Below are 14,676 nucleotides of genomic sequence, written 5' to 3'. Positions count from 1 at the left end.
GGTAACAATGGGCATGGATTTCCCCTCCTGTGGGTATTGATGAAGGCTCAGACCTCATCATGGCACTTTGATGCCGAACCGCGGCTTCCGCCGCAGCCTCGGGACGGGGAAGTCCCTTACATTCGAAAAGGCCCGTCGATGACGGGCCTTTTCATTTTTCGCCACCGCTTTTTCACCCACTTTCCTCCGCATTCCACGCCGCGTTAGCCGTTCGGCTAGCTGGCGCCAATCGACCTCATCACGTTGAAATGATGACTTCGTTCGAGGTTTCTCAGACGCCGCGGCTTCGAGGGGGCCGAGCATCGACGGGCGAAATCTTGTCTGCTAGTGAGTTTGTGTAGGTGTGTGTATGATGGAGGGTGTGATGTATGAACAGTGCCGAGGTCGTCAAATTGATTCAAGCAAATGGCTGGCAGCTCGTCCGCATAGCGGGCAGTCATCATCATTTCAGGCACGCGGGAAAGCGGGGGCTCGTCACCGTCCCCCCTCCGAAAAAAGATTTGCCGGCCGGCACCCTGAACAGCATTCTGAAACAAGCGGGGCTCAAATGAAGCATCTGATCTTTCCGATCGCCATCGAACCCGGAGACAACACGCACGCGTTCGGCGTCGTGGTGCCCGATATCCCGGGCTGCTACTCCGCGGGCGACACGCTCGAACAAGCGTATGCGAACGCGAAAGAGGCGATCGAATCGCATCTCGAAACCTTGCTCGACGAAGGCTTGCCGCTGCCCGAGCCGCTCACGCTCGGCGAGCATCGGCGCAATCCTGAGTTCGAGGGGTTCACATGGGGTTTCGTGACAACGCGCAATATCCCGGCGTTGAAGAAGGCGGTTCGCATCAATATCTCGTTGCCCGAGGTGCTGGTGCAGGAGATCGACGCGTATGCACAGGCGCGCGGCATGTCGCGCTCGGCGTTTCTCGCGCTCGCCGCCGAACATGAAATGGCGGACGCTTGAGCAACGGTGGGCGGCATCGGCGTGCATCGGCATCGTCGCACCGCCGCATCTGAACGGCAGCGCCTGAAGATCGCCGGCCTGCCCCGCGGTCGCGTCAGTTCGTTTCGGCGTTCGCCCAGGCCATTTCGCGTAACCGGGCGCGCAGGCGTGCCACCGCCTGGCTGTGCAACTGGCATACGCGCGATTCGCTGACTTCCATCACCGCGCCGATCTCGCGCAGATTCATGCCGCGCTCGTAGTACAGCGACATCAGCAGCTTCTCACGCTCCGGCAAGCGGTCGATCGCTTCGATGAGCGCCGAGCGCAAGCTGTCGTCGAGCAGCGCCGACAGCGGATCGGAATGATCGACGCAGTAGCGGTCCAGAAAAGGTTCGTCGTCGGCGGAGCGGTCGAAGTCTTCGTAGTAGATCAGCTGGCTGCCGTGCAGGTCCTGCAGCATCGACTGATATTCGTCGAGCGGCATCTGCAGGTGCTCGGCGACTTCCGCCTCGCTCGCCGAGCGGCCCAGGTTCTGCTCCACCTTGTGCACCGCGGATTCCACTTCGCGCGACGTGCGGCGCAGGCTGCGCGGCAACCAGTCGTTGCTGCGCAGCTCGTCGAGCATCGCGCCGCGAATCCGCTGGCTGGCATAGGTCTCGAACTGTGCGCCCTGGTCTTCCTTGTAGCGGCCGGCGGCATCCAGCAAGCCGATCATGCCGGCCTGGATCAGGTCGTCGAGATCGACGCTCGCCGGCATTTTTGCGACAAGCTGCAAGCCGAGTCGACGCACGAGCGGTGCGTATTTCGTCAGAACGTCGGCCTGAGAAATCTTTCCCTGAGCGTTGTACATCGTGCTCCCCTTATCCTTCGTGCACGCCTTTTAAGCGTGATGCGCGGACGGTTGGTCGGCGTGGTGCGCCGCTGTAACTGTCGCAGGCGCCCGCCAGGGCGTTTGCGACGACATCGCTGGCCGCATCGGCCAGTACTGCAATTCGGCGGCGAGATGGCGGAAGTCGCGCGCGGCCGGGGTCGACGGAAACGCATCGACCACACAGCGCGACAGCTCGAGCGCCCGCGCCATGCGCACGTCGGCCGCGATGCAGCCGGCGCATTCCAACGCGACGGTCAGGTAACGGCCGGCCACGCCGGCGAGCTTCGCGAACGCGGCTTGCGCGTCGTTGGCGCTTTGCACGTGATTGGCGAGCACGCGCAACTGCGCGATCGCGTGCGCGTAGTGCAATCGCTTGATGCACGCATACGCGTCGGTGATCGCCTCGCCCGACATGCGCGCGACGATCATCACGTCGTGCGCCTGCTTCGCGAGCGGCGACAGATGCCCTTCGACGTCGAGCTGCGCGTCGATCAGCACGATGTCGGCCGAGCCGCCGAGCAGCGCGCTGAGTTCGGCCTCCGTGTGACCCTCGCGGTTGTTGCGCGACGCGGCCAGCACCGAAAAGCCGAGCGGGTGACGCGCTGCGGCGAAGTCGACCGGCGTGTCGCCGCGCATCACCGCCGCGAAGTTGCCCGCGCCGCGCAAGCCGCCAAGCATTGCGCTCACCGAGTTCTCACCGACGCATTCGTCGATCACCAACACGTCCTTGCCCTGCTGCGCGAGCGCCGCGGCGAGGTTCACCGCCGCTGTCGTATTGCCGACGCGCGACGACGCACCCGCCAGCGCGATCACGCGCGCACCGCCGCGCGCGAGCAACCGCCGTAACCCTTCGGCTTGATCTGAACCGAACTTATCCAAAGCGAACCTCGTGCAGCTCGGCCGTCGAACGTGCGGAAAGCGAGGACAGCAAAGCAGGGATGTCGTCGTCGTGCGGCACGAACGGCGAGTTGTCGCGCGGAATGCAGAAGGTGCTCTTGATCAGGAATTTCTTCGTCGCGACGTACAGGTTCTCCGGCACCTTCTGTCCGGTCGATACGTAATGCACCGGCAGCTTGTAGCGGATCACCGTATCCAGCACGCCGCCGAGGTTGGTCGCTTCGTCGAGCTTGGTCAGGATGCAGCCGGCGAGCGGATGCTGGTCCGGCGCACGCTGATAAGCCTGCACGACTTCGTTCAGCGTGTCGCCGTGGCTCGTTGCGTTGAGCAGCAACAGACGCTGCACCGGCTGGCCGGCGCGGCTCAGCATCGCGATCTGCTCGGACACGAGGCGGTCGCGCTGGCTCATGCCGATCGTGTCGATCAGCACGATGTGCTTGTTACGCAATTCAGAGAGCGCGAGTCGCAGATCGGCGCTGTCCTTCACCGCGTGCACGGAAACACCGAGAATCTTGCCGAAGATGCGCAGCTGTTCATGACCGCCGATGCGGTAGCTGTCGGTGGTCAGCAGCGCCACCTTGCTCGCGCCGAAGCGCATCACGCAGCGCGCGGCGAGCTTCGCGGTGGTGGTCGTCTTGCCGACGCCGGTCGGCCCCATCAGCGCGAACACGCCGCCGCGCTCCATCAGCGCGTCTTCGTTTTCCATCACCGGCAGGTTCGATTCGAGCACCGAGCGCACCCAGTCCATGCCGCCGTCCATCGTGTCGACGGTTTCGGGCATGTTGTCGACCAGCATCTGCACGAGCTGCGCGGAAAAGCCCGCGGCGAACAGATGCTTGGTGAGCGCGGCGCGCGCCGGACTGCGGCGCTGTCGATCGCCCCACATCAGACCCGCGAATTGCTCTTCCATCATGTCGCGCATCGACGACAGCTCGTTCATCACGGTGTCCCGGACGACCTGCTCCATGCGCCCCTTGATCGCTTCGGCGACGGCGGCCGGCGTGCGGCCCTCGTCGCTAGGGGACGCCGGCGCGATCTTCTGCGCGCTGCGGCGCGCGGCGACTTCGGCGGCTTCGCGCGCCCAGTCGGGCGTGTCGATCACCGGCCGCGCGTCGACCGCGTTGCCGAGGCCTTTGGCGGTCGCGACGGCGGGCGTCATCGCGGCGGGACGTGCGCTGTATTGGCCGTCCTGTTGCTGCTGCTCGGCCGCGATGCGGCGCGCGTGATCGATCAGCCACGGATTCGATTCGGCCATCGTGCGCGGCGCGGCGGCCTCGCTCGCTGCGACGGCCGGCGCTACCGGCACGCCGGCGGCCTTCAGCAGATCCGCGCGGATGTCTTTCGACAGGCGCGTGGATGCGGCGCGGGCGCTCGCGCCGGAAGGCGCGGCGGCAGCGGGCTGGCTCGCGACGGGCGCGGCGCTCGTCGCGATGGCCGCGGACGCGCCGCTCGCGCCCAGCATCGCCGGGCCAACTGGCGAACCGGCGGGTAACGAGGCCGGCGCTGCTTCGGTCGCGGACAGCATGTCGGCCGCCTGGCCGACCGCGGAATTGAGCGCCGAATTGAGCGGCGTCCTGTTCGCCGGGCCGCCCATCGAATCCGCGGCTGCATTCGCAGGCTCGATCGCCGGCATCGCTTCGGCACCCGCTTCCGGGCTCGCGCCGAACACCGACGAAAACACGTCCGGCATGGCACTCGCATACGGATTCATCGGCGCCGCGGACAAGCCTCGCGGGGCCGCCGTCGATGCCGCGCCTTCGCGCGCCTTCGGCGTGATCGCGGCCAGATCGCTATCGGCGAGCGCGACGATTTCGACGCTGCCGTCGTCCATCGTCCGATTCGACAGCACGACCGCATCGGCGCCCAGTGCTTCGCGAACGAGACGCAACGCATCGCGACTGGTAGCACCGACAAATTTACGAATGTTCAAGCTGGACCCCCGATGAGGTATACGGACTGACGGACCGGCAATACACCGCTTCCCATTGCGATCAATTATTGCGAAACGCGTCGGGCGACGATCGATGGATAAAGACCGTTAAAGGCGGGCAATTCGCGCGATGGACACACGGCAGGCATACCGCCTGCGGAGGCCCGCAAAGGCGTTTTTACCGATCCAACGGCAGACGGAATCGCAAGCGCAAACAAAAACCGGCGCCCCACTGGAGCGCCGGTTTGCGTCGTATCGACAGTCACGAGCGAGCGGCCTGCGTCAGCCGTGCGCGCCGATCAGGTTCACCACCTTGACGTTGCGCGTATCGGGCACTTCCGCATACGACAGCACTTTCAGCTGCGGCAGGCTGCGGCGCAGGAAGCGCGCGAGCATCGGCCGCAGTGCGTGCTGCACGAGCAGCACCGGCGCGAGGCCGAGGTTTTGCTGACGCATCATCGCCTTCTGCGTTTCGCTGAGCAGCGTGTTCGCGAGACCCGGTTCGAGACCCGGGTTCGGTCCGGTCGAGAGCGCCTGCGACAGCACCCGTTCGAGGTTCGCGTCGAGGCCCATCACCTGCATGTCGGCGGTGCCGGGGAACCACTGCTGCGTGATCGCGCGACCCAGCGCGAGCCGCACCGCGGCGGTCAGCTCGTGCGGGTCGGTGATCTTGGTCGCGTGCTCGGCGAGCGCTTCGAGGATCGTGCGCATGTCGCGGATCGGCACGCCTTCTTCGAGCAGGTTCTGCAGCACCTTTTGCAGCGTGGTGAGCGGCAGCATCTTCGGCACCAGATCGTCGACCAGCGACGCCGTGTCCTTCTGCATCCGCTCGACCAACGACTGCACCTCGCGGCGGCCGAGCAGCTCCGACGCATGCGTGACGACGAGGTGATTCAGGTGGGTCGCGACCACCGTGCTCGAATCGACGACCGTGTAGCCGTACACCTGCGCCTGCTCGCGCAGGTTCGTATCGATCCAGATAGCGGGCAGGCCGAACGCCGGGTCCTGGGTCGGCGTGCCCGGCAGCGCGGCCGACACCTGACCCGGGTTGATCGCGAGCCACTGGCCCGGGTACGCCTCACCCGAACCGACCTCGACGCCCTTCAACGCGATCCGATAACCGTTCGGCCGCAATTCGAGGTTGTCGCGGATATGAATGACCGGCGGCAAGAAGCCGATTTCCTGCGCGAACTTCTTGCGGATGCTCTTGATCCGCTTGAGCAGCTCGCCGTCCGAGTTCTTGTCGACAAGCGGAATCAGCCGGTAGCCGACTTCGAGGCCGAGCGTGTCGATCATCGTCACGTCGTCCCAGCTCGCCTCGGCGTTTTCGACCGGCGCGAGCGCGGCCGGCGCGACGTCGACGAGCGCCGGCGCGTTCTTGCGCTCCTCGTTGCGCTTCTTCATCGTGCGGCCGAGCTGGATCAGGCCGCCGCCCAGAATCAGGAAAGCGAAGTGCGGCATGCCCGGGATCAGGCCCATCAGCACGAGAATGCAGCCCGTGATCATCAGCACGCGCGGGTTCGTGAAGAGCTGCCCCGTCAGCTGCGTGCCGATATCTTCGTTGGTCGCGACGCGCGACACGATCACGCCGGCCGCCGTCGAAATCACCAGCGACGGAATCTGCGCGACGAGGCCGTCGCCGATCGTCAGCAGCGTGTAGTTCTTGCCCGCCGCGGCAAAACTCATGTCGTGCTGGACCATCCCGACGATCAGCCCGCCGATGATGTTGATCACCATGATCAGCAGACCGGCGATCGCATCGCCGCGCACGAACTTGCTCGCACCGTCCATCGAGCCGTAGAACTCGGCTTCCTGCGAGATTTCCGTGCGACGCTTACGCGCCTGCTCTTCGTTGATGAGGCCGGCGTTCAGATCGGCGTCGATCGCCATCTGCTTGCCGGGCATCGCGTCGAGCGTGAAGCGCGCGGACACTTCGGCGATCCGGCCCGCGCCCTTGGTGATCACCATGAAGTTGATCACCATCAGGATCACGAACACGACGATACCGACCGCGAAGTTGCCGCCGACGAGGAAGTGGCCGAACGACTCGATCACCTGGCCGGCCGCATCGGGGCCGGTATGGCCTTCGAGCAGCACGACCCGCGTCGAGGCGACGTTCAGCGACAGCCGCAGCAGCGTCGAGAACAACAGCACGCTCGGGAACGCGGCGAAGTCGAGCGGCTTCATCGTGTACATGCTGACGAGCAGCACCATCACCGACAGCGCGATGTTGAACGTGAACAGCAGATCCAGCAGGAACGGCGGCAACGGCAGAATCATCATGCCGAGGATCATGCAGATCAGCACCGGCCCGGCGAGGGCGCGCAGGTTGGTGCTGCTCAGCGCATCCGGCCGTCGGGCGAGGAAACCGGCGCGAGCGTTCATGCGGAGGCTCCGTTGTTGTCGCCGCTAGTGGCGTCGTTGGCGTTGTCGGCGGTCGGGTTCAGCGTGTCCGCGGCTTCTTCGGCGGCGTCCTCGTCCGACACGCCGCCCTTGTCGAGTTCCGGCGGCACGTCGAGTTCGGTCGGCGCGAGCGGCACGTCGCCGCCTTCGGCCTTGAAGCGGCGCAACTGATAGACCCACGCGAGCACTTCGGCGACCGCGCCATAGAGCGGCCCCGGAATCTCGCGATTCAGATCGACGTTGTGATAAAGCGCCCGCGCGAGCGGCGGCGCTTCGAGCAGCGGCACGTTGTTTTCGGTGGCGATTTCGCGAATCCGCGCGGCCACGAGGTTCACGCCCTTGGCGACCACCTTCGGCGCGCGCATCTCGCCGTCCGTGTATTGCAGCGCGACCGCGAAGTGCGTCGGGTTCGTGACGACCACGTCGGCCTTCGGCACTTGCGCCATCATGCGGCGCCGCGCGATCGCGCGCTGCTGCTGGCGAATCTTGCCCTTGATGTGCGGATCGCCTTCGCTCTCGCGATGCTCGCGCTTCACTTCTTCCTTCGTCATGCGCAGCTTCTTGTGGAACGACCACAGCTGATACGGGACGTCGAGCGCGGCCACCGCGAACATGCCGGCCACCGTCATGCCGCAGCACACCGCGATCAGATGCATGGAGTTGGCGAGTGCGACTTCGAGCGGCTGCGTCGCGAGCGCGAGGAATTGCTCGTGGCGATTCCAGATCGCCGTGCCGCCGATCAGACCCACCACCAGCGTCTTCGCGAGCGACATGCCGAGCTGGATCGGTCCGTTGATCGAAAACATCCGGCCGAAGCCCTCGATCGGGTTCAGCCGGTTGAACTTGGGCTCGAGCCCTTTCGCCGAGAGCTGCCAGCCGCCCAGCGCCATCGGTGCGAGCAGCGCGGCCAGTCCGGTGACGCCGAGCACTGGCAAGAGCGCATACAGTCCTTCGCGACCGGCCGTGCCCGCGCCGATCAGCATGCGGTTCGTGTCGAACACGCTCGCGTGGTTGAACATCAGCGACGCACGCACCATGTTCTGCAGATGGTCGCCGATGTTGCCCGACATGCCCCATACACCGTAGAACCCGGCCGCGAGCAGCGCGAAGGTCGACAGTTCCCGCGAACGTACGATCTGCCCCTCCTCGCGCGCCTTCTGCAGGCGCCGAGGGGTGGCGGATTCGGTTTTTTCGAGGTCGCTGTCCTCTGCCACATAGCTCTCCAGTCGGCCGAGGCACGGCGCCTCTTTCCAGTGAGAGCGATTATTCCTGCTCGACGCAAGCGCCGATCGGCGGATAAAGAAGGAGAAACGGGGGTATTTCGACGGATGACCGGACGGCTCGCGCGTGTCTCACGCGCGCCGTCCGGCATCGGATAGACGTGCGGCTTTAGTAGCCGACGAATGGGGAAGGACCGCCGCTCGCGGTCTGATCGAGGTGGTAGTACACATGGCGGCCGTAGAAGAACGGCAGACCAAGGTCGAAGCTGGCGTTGCCGCCGATCTGACCGGCGAGGTTGTTGAACGCGAAGTTGCTGCCGTTCGCGAACAGCGTCTGCGCATTCAGAATGCCGATGCTCGCAACCGCCGACACCTTGTTCAATCCCACCAGCGTGACCGTGCGGGTTTGCGCCGACGACGGGCAATAGAAGCCCGCGAACTGGCTGCCGCACAGCGCGATCGAGCTATCGGTGAAGAAATAGCCGTTCGAGCCGGAATCGAGGAACGCCTGGACCGTCGCGCCGTTGAAGGTGCTGTTGTTGAGGTCGCCGAACGGGTCGGTCGTGAAGACCTGCGCAGCGGCGAGCGGGTTGTTCCCCTGCGTGCCGATGCCGAACACCAGCGTGCCGGTCGCCGACGCCTGCCCGAAGTCCGACACGGGTGCCATCTGTACGATCACACCGTTGTTGTCGAGCGGGAAGTTCGCGACCGGGTTGGCCACCTGTTGGTTGAGCGGCACCGCGGTGCGGCTGCACGACGTGCCGTTCGGGCAGGCGAAGTAGTTGCTGTAGGTCACCGCGGTCACCGGGTTCGCACAGGTCGCGCCGCAATCGGTCGGCGCGGTGCCGACGCCGAGAATGCCGTTGGCGCCCAGATCGCTGACCGTGTTTTGGGGCGAACCGCTGCCGCAGCCGCGCGTGGGTACCGTGCTGGTGGGCTTGTCGCCGATGATCTGCAGCGGAATGGCGCCGGTCGTCGTTTCACCGCCGATCGTCACGAGCGCGGTGCGCACCGAGCCCCACGTGAAGCCGTCCGCGAACGTCGCGCACTCGGCGAGCTGCGCGCCGTTGCCGCCGATCGTGCTGACCGGCAGCGCGCCGAGCAGCGTCGAATTGAGTACCGAGCTGACCACGCGCAAGCCGAACGAGCCGGTATCGAGCTGAATGTTGTTGATGGTCTGGCAGTTGGCGGTCGAGCCCGGCGCGCAGATCGTCACGCTGACGGTCGGGATGTTGATGACACCGGCCGCGCCCCGGCCGACCGTGATCGGCACCGTGTTCGACGCGTTCGCGGAAATCGGCTGCTGGGTCGGGCTGGGCGGCAGCGAACCGCCGTTCAGTCCGTTGGACGCGCCGCCGCCATTGTTCGAGTTGTCATCGCTACCGCCACCTCCTCCGCAGGCAACGAGCGTCGCCGTCAGCAGCACGGCAAGGGCGGCCTGCATCCAGCCTTTCAGATTCGCGGTCGTGAGCATGATTCGCATCGTCGTCCTCGCCGTTACTGGATGTCGGAGCCGCTGACGCCGGCCGGTAGCGCTGACGGCAGCCACGCGACGCCGCTGAACGCGCCCATATGGCCGCCCGAATGCACCACGATGTCGCTGTCATTCACGGCGACCGGCCCCCGCGCGTTGCCGCGCGCGGCCCGAGCGGCCTTCACGCCGGCCACGTACTGCGGGAAATAATTGCCGAGCAGATCATTGAGGTCGGGCATTTGCGGACCACGCCACGCAATGCCGAATACCGCGCCACTCGTGCTCAGATATTCGCGCACCACGGTGCCGTTGCCGAACGTGGTCTCGCGTACCGTATAGGAAGCAGGTGTGGAAGAGGTGGACGATGCCCCGCTCGCTTGGGAACGCATCACACTTTGCGATGATCCGCTGGAGGGCTGCACCACGCGGGACGACACCGACGCGTCGGACGGTGGGGTAAGCGGCGCGCTGCCCAGCGCCGCATGGGCTGACTGCGCGGCCGTCAGGGCCAGTAACGAACATGGCAACACGAGCGCCGTAACTCCGGCGCGACGAATACGACTCCACATGAGAAGCTCCTCCCGGGCCGCGGTGCGCTTCGCCGGTTACGCGAAGCGGCCGCTTATAGGCAGATGATACGGCGCCACCGTGGCCGCAATGCCGAGGGATCCCCTCACCACGCGACTGCCCGGCGGTGCGCGGGCCGGGTGCCGTACCGCTTTGACCTCGTAGTATGCCTGCGGATTCTTTCAGCCGGCGCAAGGTGCGCCCGCACGTGCGATTTACCGGCTATTACTAGCAGGAAATCGTAAAGAAGATGTGGAGTCGGTGCTGATTTACCGCGTGTTTGGCGTAAATCGCGGAGAAAGCACCAGCCCGGCGCGCTTGCCGGGCCGAATCGCCTGATCAGAAACCGAGACTCGCAAGCAGATCGTCGACCTGCGACTGATCCTGGACCACATCCGTCTTGCCTTCCGGATTGATCTGCGGACCGTTGAGCAGATGCTCGGGGCTGCCCGTCGACGACACCTCGGCCTTCAGAGCCGCCGCGTGCGCCGCGAACTGCTCGCGCCGTTCGAGCGCGATGTTTTCGACCAGCACGCCGAGCAGCTGCTGCTCGATCAGATAGACGACCTCGGTGATCTTCTTGATCACCTGGCCGGTCAGATCCTGGAAGTCCTGCGCGAGCATGATCTCCATCAGCTGCGAGTTGGTCGCGCTGGTCGAGTCGGGCACGCCGCGCAGGAAGGTGCGCGTGTCGTTCATCAGCGCGCGCACTTCCTCGCGTTCGATCGGCGCCGCGTACCACTGCTCCCAGCGCGCGTCGAGCGTGCACGCGTCTTTCTGCAACTGCTCCTGGATCGGCTTCGCGATGTCGATCGCCGACAGCACGCGCTCGGCGGCCTGCTCGGTCATGTTGGCGATGTACTTCAGCCGGTCGCGCGCATCGGGCACGGCTTCGGCCGCGCGCTCGACGTGCTTGTCGAGCCCGAGCTCGCGCATCGAATCGCGCAACGTGCGCGTCAGTTGACCGATACGGGCAAGGATGCGGTCCGACGCGAAGTCGCCGCTATCGCTGCCCGCTTCGGCGCCAGGCGTTTGGGTCGGCGGCGTCACGTCAGCTCCCGGCTTTCGCCATCTTCTCGAGGATCTTGTTGAGCTTCTCGTCGAGCGTCGCGGCCGTGAACGGCTTGACGACGTAACCGCTCGCGCCGGCCTGCGCCGCCGCGATGATGTTTTCCTTCTTCGACTCGGCCGTCACCATCAGCACCGGCAGATGCGCGAGGCTCGCGTCGGCGCGAATTTCCTTCAGCATCGCGAGGCCGTCGAGGTTCGGCATGTTCCAGTCCGAGATCACGAACTCGTAGTTGCCGCTGCGCAGACGCGCGAGACCGGCCGCGCCGTCTTCCGCCTCGTCGACGTTCGAGTAGCCCAGTTCCTTCAGCAGGTTGCGGACGATCCGGCGCATCGTCGGAAAATCGTCAACCACCAGAATCTTCATTCCCTTATCCATTTCTTTCCCTTTGCTTGATCCATGTTGCGGCGTTGAACCGCGTCATTCCATCCGGCACGCATCATACCCGCTGAACGCGGTCACCCATCGACGACAAACGCGCCATCACGCGCCGGCTCATGTCCGGCAGCGAGGCGATTTCGTCGGCCGCACCGAGCGCGATCGCCTCGCGCGGCATGCCGAACACGATGCAGCTCGCCTCGTCCTGCGCCAGCGTGTAGGCACCCGCCTTTCTCATCTCCAGCAGACCGGCCGCGCCGTCGCGCCCCATGCCGGTCAGAATCACGCCGACCGCGTTCTTGCCCGCGTGCTGCGCGGCCGAGCGGAACAGCACATCGACCGACGGACGATGCCGGTTCACCGGCGGGTCGTCGGACAGATGCGCAATATAGTTCGCACCGCTCCTCGCGAGCAACAGATGCGCGTGGCCCGGCGCGATGTATGCGTGCCCCGGCAGCACCCGCTCGCCGTGCTCTGCTTCTTTAACGGTAATCCGGCACAAACCATTGAGGCGTTGCGCAAAAGATTTCGTAAAGCCCGGCGGCATGTGCTGCGCGATCAGCACCGCGGGCGCATCGGGCGGCAGCGGCACCAGCACTTCGCGAATCGCCTCGGTGCCGCCCGTCGACGCACCGACGATGACCAGCTTCTCGGTACTCAGCAGCGGGTTGTTGAAAAGCGGCGCGGAGCCGACCGGCGCGTGCGCCGCCTGAGTGGCCGCCTGCTGCGCGGGCGCCGCCTGGCGCACGCGCGCGCGGGCCGCCGCGCGAACCTTGTCGGCGAGCTTTTCCGCGTAGTCCAGCATGCCGTCGCGAATGCCGACCTTCGGCTTGGTCACGAAATCGACCGCGCCGAGTTCGAGCGCGCGCAGCGTGATTTCGTTGCCGCGCTCGGTCAGCGACGACACCATCACGACCGGCATCGGCCGCAGACGCATCAGCTTCTCGAGAAAATCGAGGCCGTCCATGCGCGGCATTTCGACGTCGAGCGTCAGCACGTCCGGGTTGTGCTGCTTGATGAGCTCGCGCGCGACGAGCGGATCGGGCGCCGTCGCCACCACCGTCATGTCCGGCTGGCCATTGATGATCTCGGTCATCAGGCTGCGGATCAGCGCCGAATCGTCGACGCACAATACCTTGATCTTTTGCACAGCGCTCACGCCTCCTCTGTGGTTCTGGCGTTGTTGGAATAAGTCGGGCGCGGGCTCGCGCCGAACAGTTCGATTTTCGGCCGCGCGGCGGCCGGCTTCGCGAACAGCTCGACCCGGCTGCGCGCCGCGGCGAGCCGCTCGGCGCGCGCTTCGGCGCTCTGCCGCACGAGCGCCTGTTCGCGCTCGGCGACGCCCGCTTCCTGTTGCAAGCGCAATTTCTTCACCATCACCTGACCGGTGCGCGGCATGAACGCGACCTTGCGCGGATGCGAGCCCTGCAGGTCCTCGGCGACGATGCGGATCTTTTCGGTGGCCAGATAGCGGCGCACGAACTCCGAGTTGCGGTCGCCGATGTTCATCGTCGTCATACCCGCGAGCACCGCGCCGCCGCCGAACACCTTGGCCTCGAAGCGCTCGCGCCGGCCGCCCGCCTTGATCAGTTCGTTGATCAGCACTTCCATCGCGTACGCGCCGTAGCGCATCGAGTCCGACGCGGCCTGCGCGACGTCCGCGCCGTCGTCGGGCAGCATGAAGTGATTCATGCCGCCGATGCCCGCGGTGCGGTCCTGGATGCAGGCCGCGACGCACGAGCCGAGTACGGTCACGAGCACCATGTCTTCGCTCGTCGTGTAGAACTCGTTGGGCAACAGCTTCACGCCGGGGCGCTGGAAGTGGTTGTCGTAGTACAGGTTGGTAGCGATCGGCAGCGTGCTGCTCATGCGGCCACCCCGCTCGCCTGATGCGCGTCATGCGCGTTCGCGCGCGACGGCGCGCGCGCGCCGCTGGCGTCGCGCGTCAGTTCATAGACGGTCTGGCCGCGCAGCCGGAACGCCTGCGTCACGTACGTGAAGTTTTCCGAATGACCGGCGAACAGCAGGCCGCCCGGCTTCACCAGCGGCTCGAAGCGCGCCAGCACCTGCGCCTGCGTCGGCTTGTCGAAATAGATCATCACGTTGCGGCAGAAGATCGCGTCGAACTGCGTGCGCAACTGGTAATCGCGATCGGTCAGGTTCAGTTGCTCGAAGCGCACGAGCGCGCGCACTTCGGGTCGCACCTTGACCATCCCCGCATGCGCGCCCGTGCCCTTCAGGAAGAAGCGCTTCAGGCGCTCGGGGGACAGGTGCTTGACCTGATCGAACTGGTAGACGCCGGCCTCGGCCTTCGCGAGCACCTGGGTGTCGATGTCGGTCGCGAGCACCGACGCCTGGCGCGCGCCGGTCTCGCCGAGCGCCTCGATCAGCGTCATCGCGATCGAGTACGGCTCCTCGCCGGTCGATGCCGCCGAGCACCACACGGACACCGGTTGCGACCGGCGCGGCACGAACTCGGCGAGGATCGGAAAGTGATGGGCTTCGCGAAAGAACGCGGTCAGGTTGGTGGTCAGCGCATTGGTGAACGCTTCCCACTCGGCCGGATCGTTTTCCGCTTCGAGCAGATCGAGATACTGGCGGAACGTATCGATGCCGCGCGCCCGCAAGCGTCGCGCGAGGCGGCTATACGCCATGTCGCGCTTGTGGTCCGACAGCGAGATGCCCGCCACGCGATGAATCAGATCGCGGATGCGGGCGAAATCCGCCGCCGTGAATTCGAAATCGCGTCCCGTCTCGACGGACCTGGCCGGCTCGATGCCGTCAGGTGCCGCCCGCACGGGGCGTTGTGTTGCGCGCGTTGCCATCATCAAAATTCCTGTCTGCGATATGAGCCATCACGCTCGCCGCCCAGCCGGACTGGCTGGGAGGTAGGAATTGTCTTCGCGGGGTCGCGCCCTCCCGCGAGTACC

The 14,676-nt window shown here is 65.7% G+C and carries 15 protein-coding genes; 3 read left to right on the top strand and 12 right to left on the bottom strand.

Features of this window, described 5'->3' with window-relative positions; all coding sequences use genetic code 11:
• The 3 genes from ACLFKU_RS34695 to ACLFKU_RS34685 all read left to right on the top strand — a co-directional run.
• The coding region (locus ACLFKU_RS34695; RefSeq protein WP_410852155.1) for a hypothetical protein at window positions 1–207 on the top strand (207 nt) is incomplete at its 5' end.
• 161 nt (window positions 208–368) lie between these two features.
• Complete coding sequence (locus ACLFKU_RS34690) at window positions 369–551, top strand: type II toxin-antitoxin system HicA family toxin (RefSeq protein WP_410852154.1); 183 nt, start codon at window positions 369–371, stop codon at window positions 549–551.
• Window positions 548–958 (top strand): type II toxin-antitoxin system HicB family antitoxin, encoded by a 411-nt coding sequence (locus tag ACLFKU_RS34685; protein WP_368585666.1) that lies wholly within the window; start codon window positions 548–550, stop codon window positions 956–958. Before ACLFKU_RS34690 ends, ACLFKU_RS34685 begins: the two co-directional genes overlap by 4 nt.
• A 94-nt stretch (window positions 959–1,052) precedes the next feature.
• Here ACLFKU_RS34685 and ACLFKU_RS34680 read toward each other — a convergent pair whose 3' ends face one another.
• The 12 genes from ACLFKU_RS34680 to ACLFKU_RS34625 form a co-directional block, all read right to left on the bottom strand.
• The gene (locus ACLFKU_RS34680; protein WP_368585665.1) at window positions 1,053–1,787 is read right to left on the bottom strand and encodes an RNA polymerase sigma factor FliA; all 735 of its coding nucleotides are present in this window, start codon (window positions 1,785–1,787) and stop codon (window positions 1,053–1,055) included.
• 30 nt (window positions 1,788–1,817) lie between these two features.
• Complete coding sequence (locus tag ACLFKU_RS34675; protein WP_368585664.1) at window positions 1,818–2,687, bottom strand: MinD/ParA family protein; 870 nt, start codon at window positions 2,685–2,687, stop codon at window positions 1,818–1,820.
• On the bottom strand, window positions 2,680–4,635 hold the full coding sequence (gene flhF, locus ACLFKU_RS34670; protein ID WP_410852153.1) for a flagellar biosynthesis protein FlhF: 1,956 nt from the start codon (window positions 4,633–4,635) through the stop codon (window positions 2,680–2,682). The genes ACLFKU_RS34675 and flhF overlap by 8 nt, the downstream gene beginning before the upstream one ends.
• Before the next feature lie 282 nt (window positions 4,636–4,917).
• Window positions 4,918–7,020 (bottom strand): flagellar biosynthesis protein FlhA, encoded by a 2,103-nt coding sequence (flhA, locus tag ACLFKU_RS34665; RefSeq protein WP_410852152.1) that lies wholly within the window; start codon window positions 7,018–7,020, stop codon window positions 4,918–4,920.
• Window positions 7,017–8,252 carry a flagellar biosynthesis protein FlhB gene (flhB, locus tag ACLFKU_RS34660; protein WP_410852151.1) on the bottom strand — a complete coding sequence of 412 codons (1,236 nt, stop codon included), beginning with the start codon at window positions 8,250–8,252 and terminating at the stop codon, window positions 7,017–7,019. Before flhB ends, flhA begins: the two co-directional genes overlap by 4 nt.
• Before the next feature lie 175 nt (window positions 8,253–8,427).
• Window positions 8,428–9,741 (bottom strand): DUF3443 domain-containing protein, encoded by a 1,314-nt coding sequence (locus ACLFKU_RS34655; RefSeq protein ID WP_410852150.1) that lies wholly within the window; start codon window positions 9,739–9,741, stop codon window positions 8,428–8,430.
• 14 nt (window positions 9,742–9,755) lie between these two features.
• Window positions 9,756–10,301 (bottom strand): DUF2844 domain-containing protein, encoded by a 546-nt coding sequence (locus tag ACLFKU_RS34650; RefSeq protein WP_410852149.1) that lies wholly within the window; start codon window positions 10,299–10,301, stop codon window positions 9,756–9,758.
• 337 nt (window positions 10,302–10,638) lie between these two features.
• Window positions 10,639–11,349, bottom strand: coding sequence for a protein phosphatase CheZ (cheZ, locus tag ACLFKU_RS34645; RefSeq protein ID WP_176109974.1), 711 nt, complete (start codon window positions 11,347–11,349; stop codon window positions 10,639–10,641).
• Between the two features lies 1 nt (window position 11,350).
• On the bottom strand, window positions 11,351–11,746 hold the full coding sequence (cheY, locus tag ACLFKU_RS34640; protein WP_368585658.1) for a chemotaxis response regulator CheY: 396 nt from the start codon (window positions 11,744–11,746) through the stop codon (window positions 11,351–11,353).
• A gap of 61 nt (window positions 11,747–11,807) precedes the next feature.
• Window positions 11,808–12,896, bottom strand: coding sequence for a chemotaxis response regulator protein-glutamate methylesterase (locus ACLFKU_RS34635; RefSeq protein ID WP_176124469.1), 1,089 nt, complete (start codon window positions 12,894–12,896; stop codon window positions 11,808–11,810).
• A gap of 5 nt (window positions 12,897–12,901) precedes the next feature.
• Window positions 12,902–13,615: a chemoreceptor glutamine deamidase CheD gene (gene cheD / locus ACLFKU_RS34630; protein WP_368585657.1), complete on the bottom strand. Its 714-nt coding sequence runs from the start codon at window positions 13,613–13,615 to the stop codon at window positions 12,902–12,904.
• Window positions 13,612–14,574: a CheR family methyltransferase gene (locus ACLFKU_RS34625; RefSeq protein ID WP_410852148.1), complete on the bottom strand. Its 963-nt coding sequence runs from the start codon at window positions 14,572–14,574 to the stop codon at window positions 13,612–13,614. Before ACLFKU_RS34625 ends, cheD begins: the two co-directional genes overlap by 4 nt.
• Between the last annotated feature and the right edge of the window lie 102 nt (window positions 14,575–14,676).

The sequence above is a fragment of the Paraburkholderia sp. EG304 genome, from assembly GCF_046543485.1.
Taxonomy (GTDB): Bacteria; Pseudomonadota; Gammaproteobacteria; order Burkholderiales; family Burkholderiaceae; genus Paraburkholderia; species Paraburkholderia youngii.
The sequence above is the reverse complement of the archived record's forward strand: the minus strand, read 5'-3'. Positions and strand labels throughout refer to the sequence as shown.

Excerpts from the sequence above, each read along its gene's own strand:
- ACLFKU_RS34685 (WP_368585666.1), top strand. The coding sequence starts at position 548 with ATGAAGCATCTGATCTTTCCGATCGCCATCGAACCCGGAGACAACACG.
- ACLFKU_RS34650 (WP_410852149.1), bottom strand. The coding sequence starts at position 10,301 with ATGTGGAGTCGTATTCGTCGCGCCGGAGTTACGGCGCTCGTGTTGCCA.
- ACLFKU_RS34690 (WP_410852154.1), top strand. The coding sequence starts at position 369 with ATGAACAGTGCCGAGGTCGTCAAATTGATTCAAGCAAATGGCTGGCAG.
- ACLFKU_RS34625 (WP_410852148.1), bottom strand. The coding sequence starts at position 14,574 with ATGATGGCAACGCGCGCAACACAACGCCCCGTGCGGGCGGCACCTGAC.
- ACLFKU_RS34680 (WP_368585665.1), bottom strand. The coding sequence starts at position 1,787 with ATGTACAACGCTCAGGGAAAGATTTCTCAGGCCGACGTTCTGACGAAA.
- cheY (WP_368585658.1), bottom strand. The coding sequence starts at position 11,746 with ATGGATAAGGGAATGAAGATTCTGGTGGTTGACGATTTTCCGACGATG.
- flhA (WP_410852152.1), bottom strand. The coding sequence starts at position 7,020 with ATGAACGCTCGCGCCGGTTTCCTCGCCCGACGGCCGGATGCGCTGAGC.
- ACLFKU_RS34655 (WP_410852150.1), bottom strand. The coding sequence starts at position 9,741 with ATGCGAATCATGCTCACGACCGCGAATCTGAAAGGCTGGATGCAGGCC.
- cheD (WP_368585657.1), bottom strand. The coding sequence starts at position 13,615 with ATGAGCAGCACGCTGCCGATCGCTACCAACCTGTACTACGACAACCAC.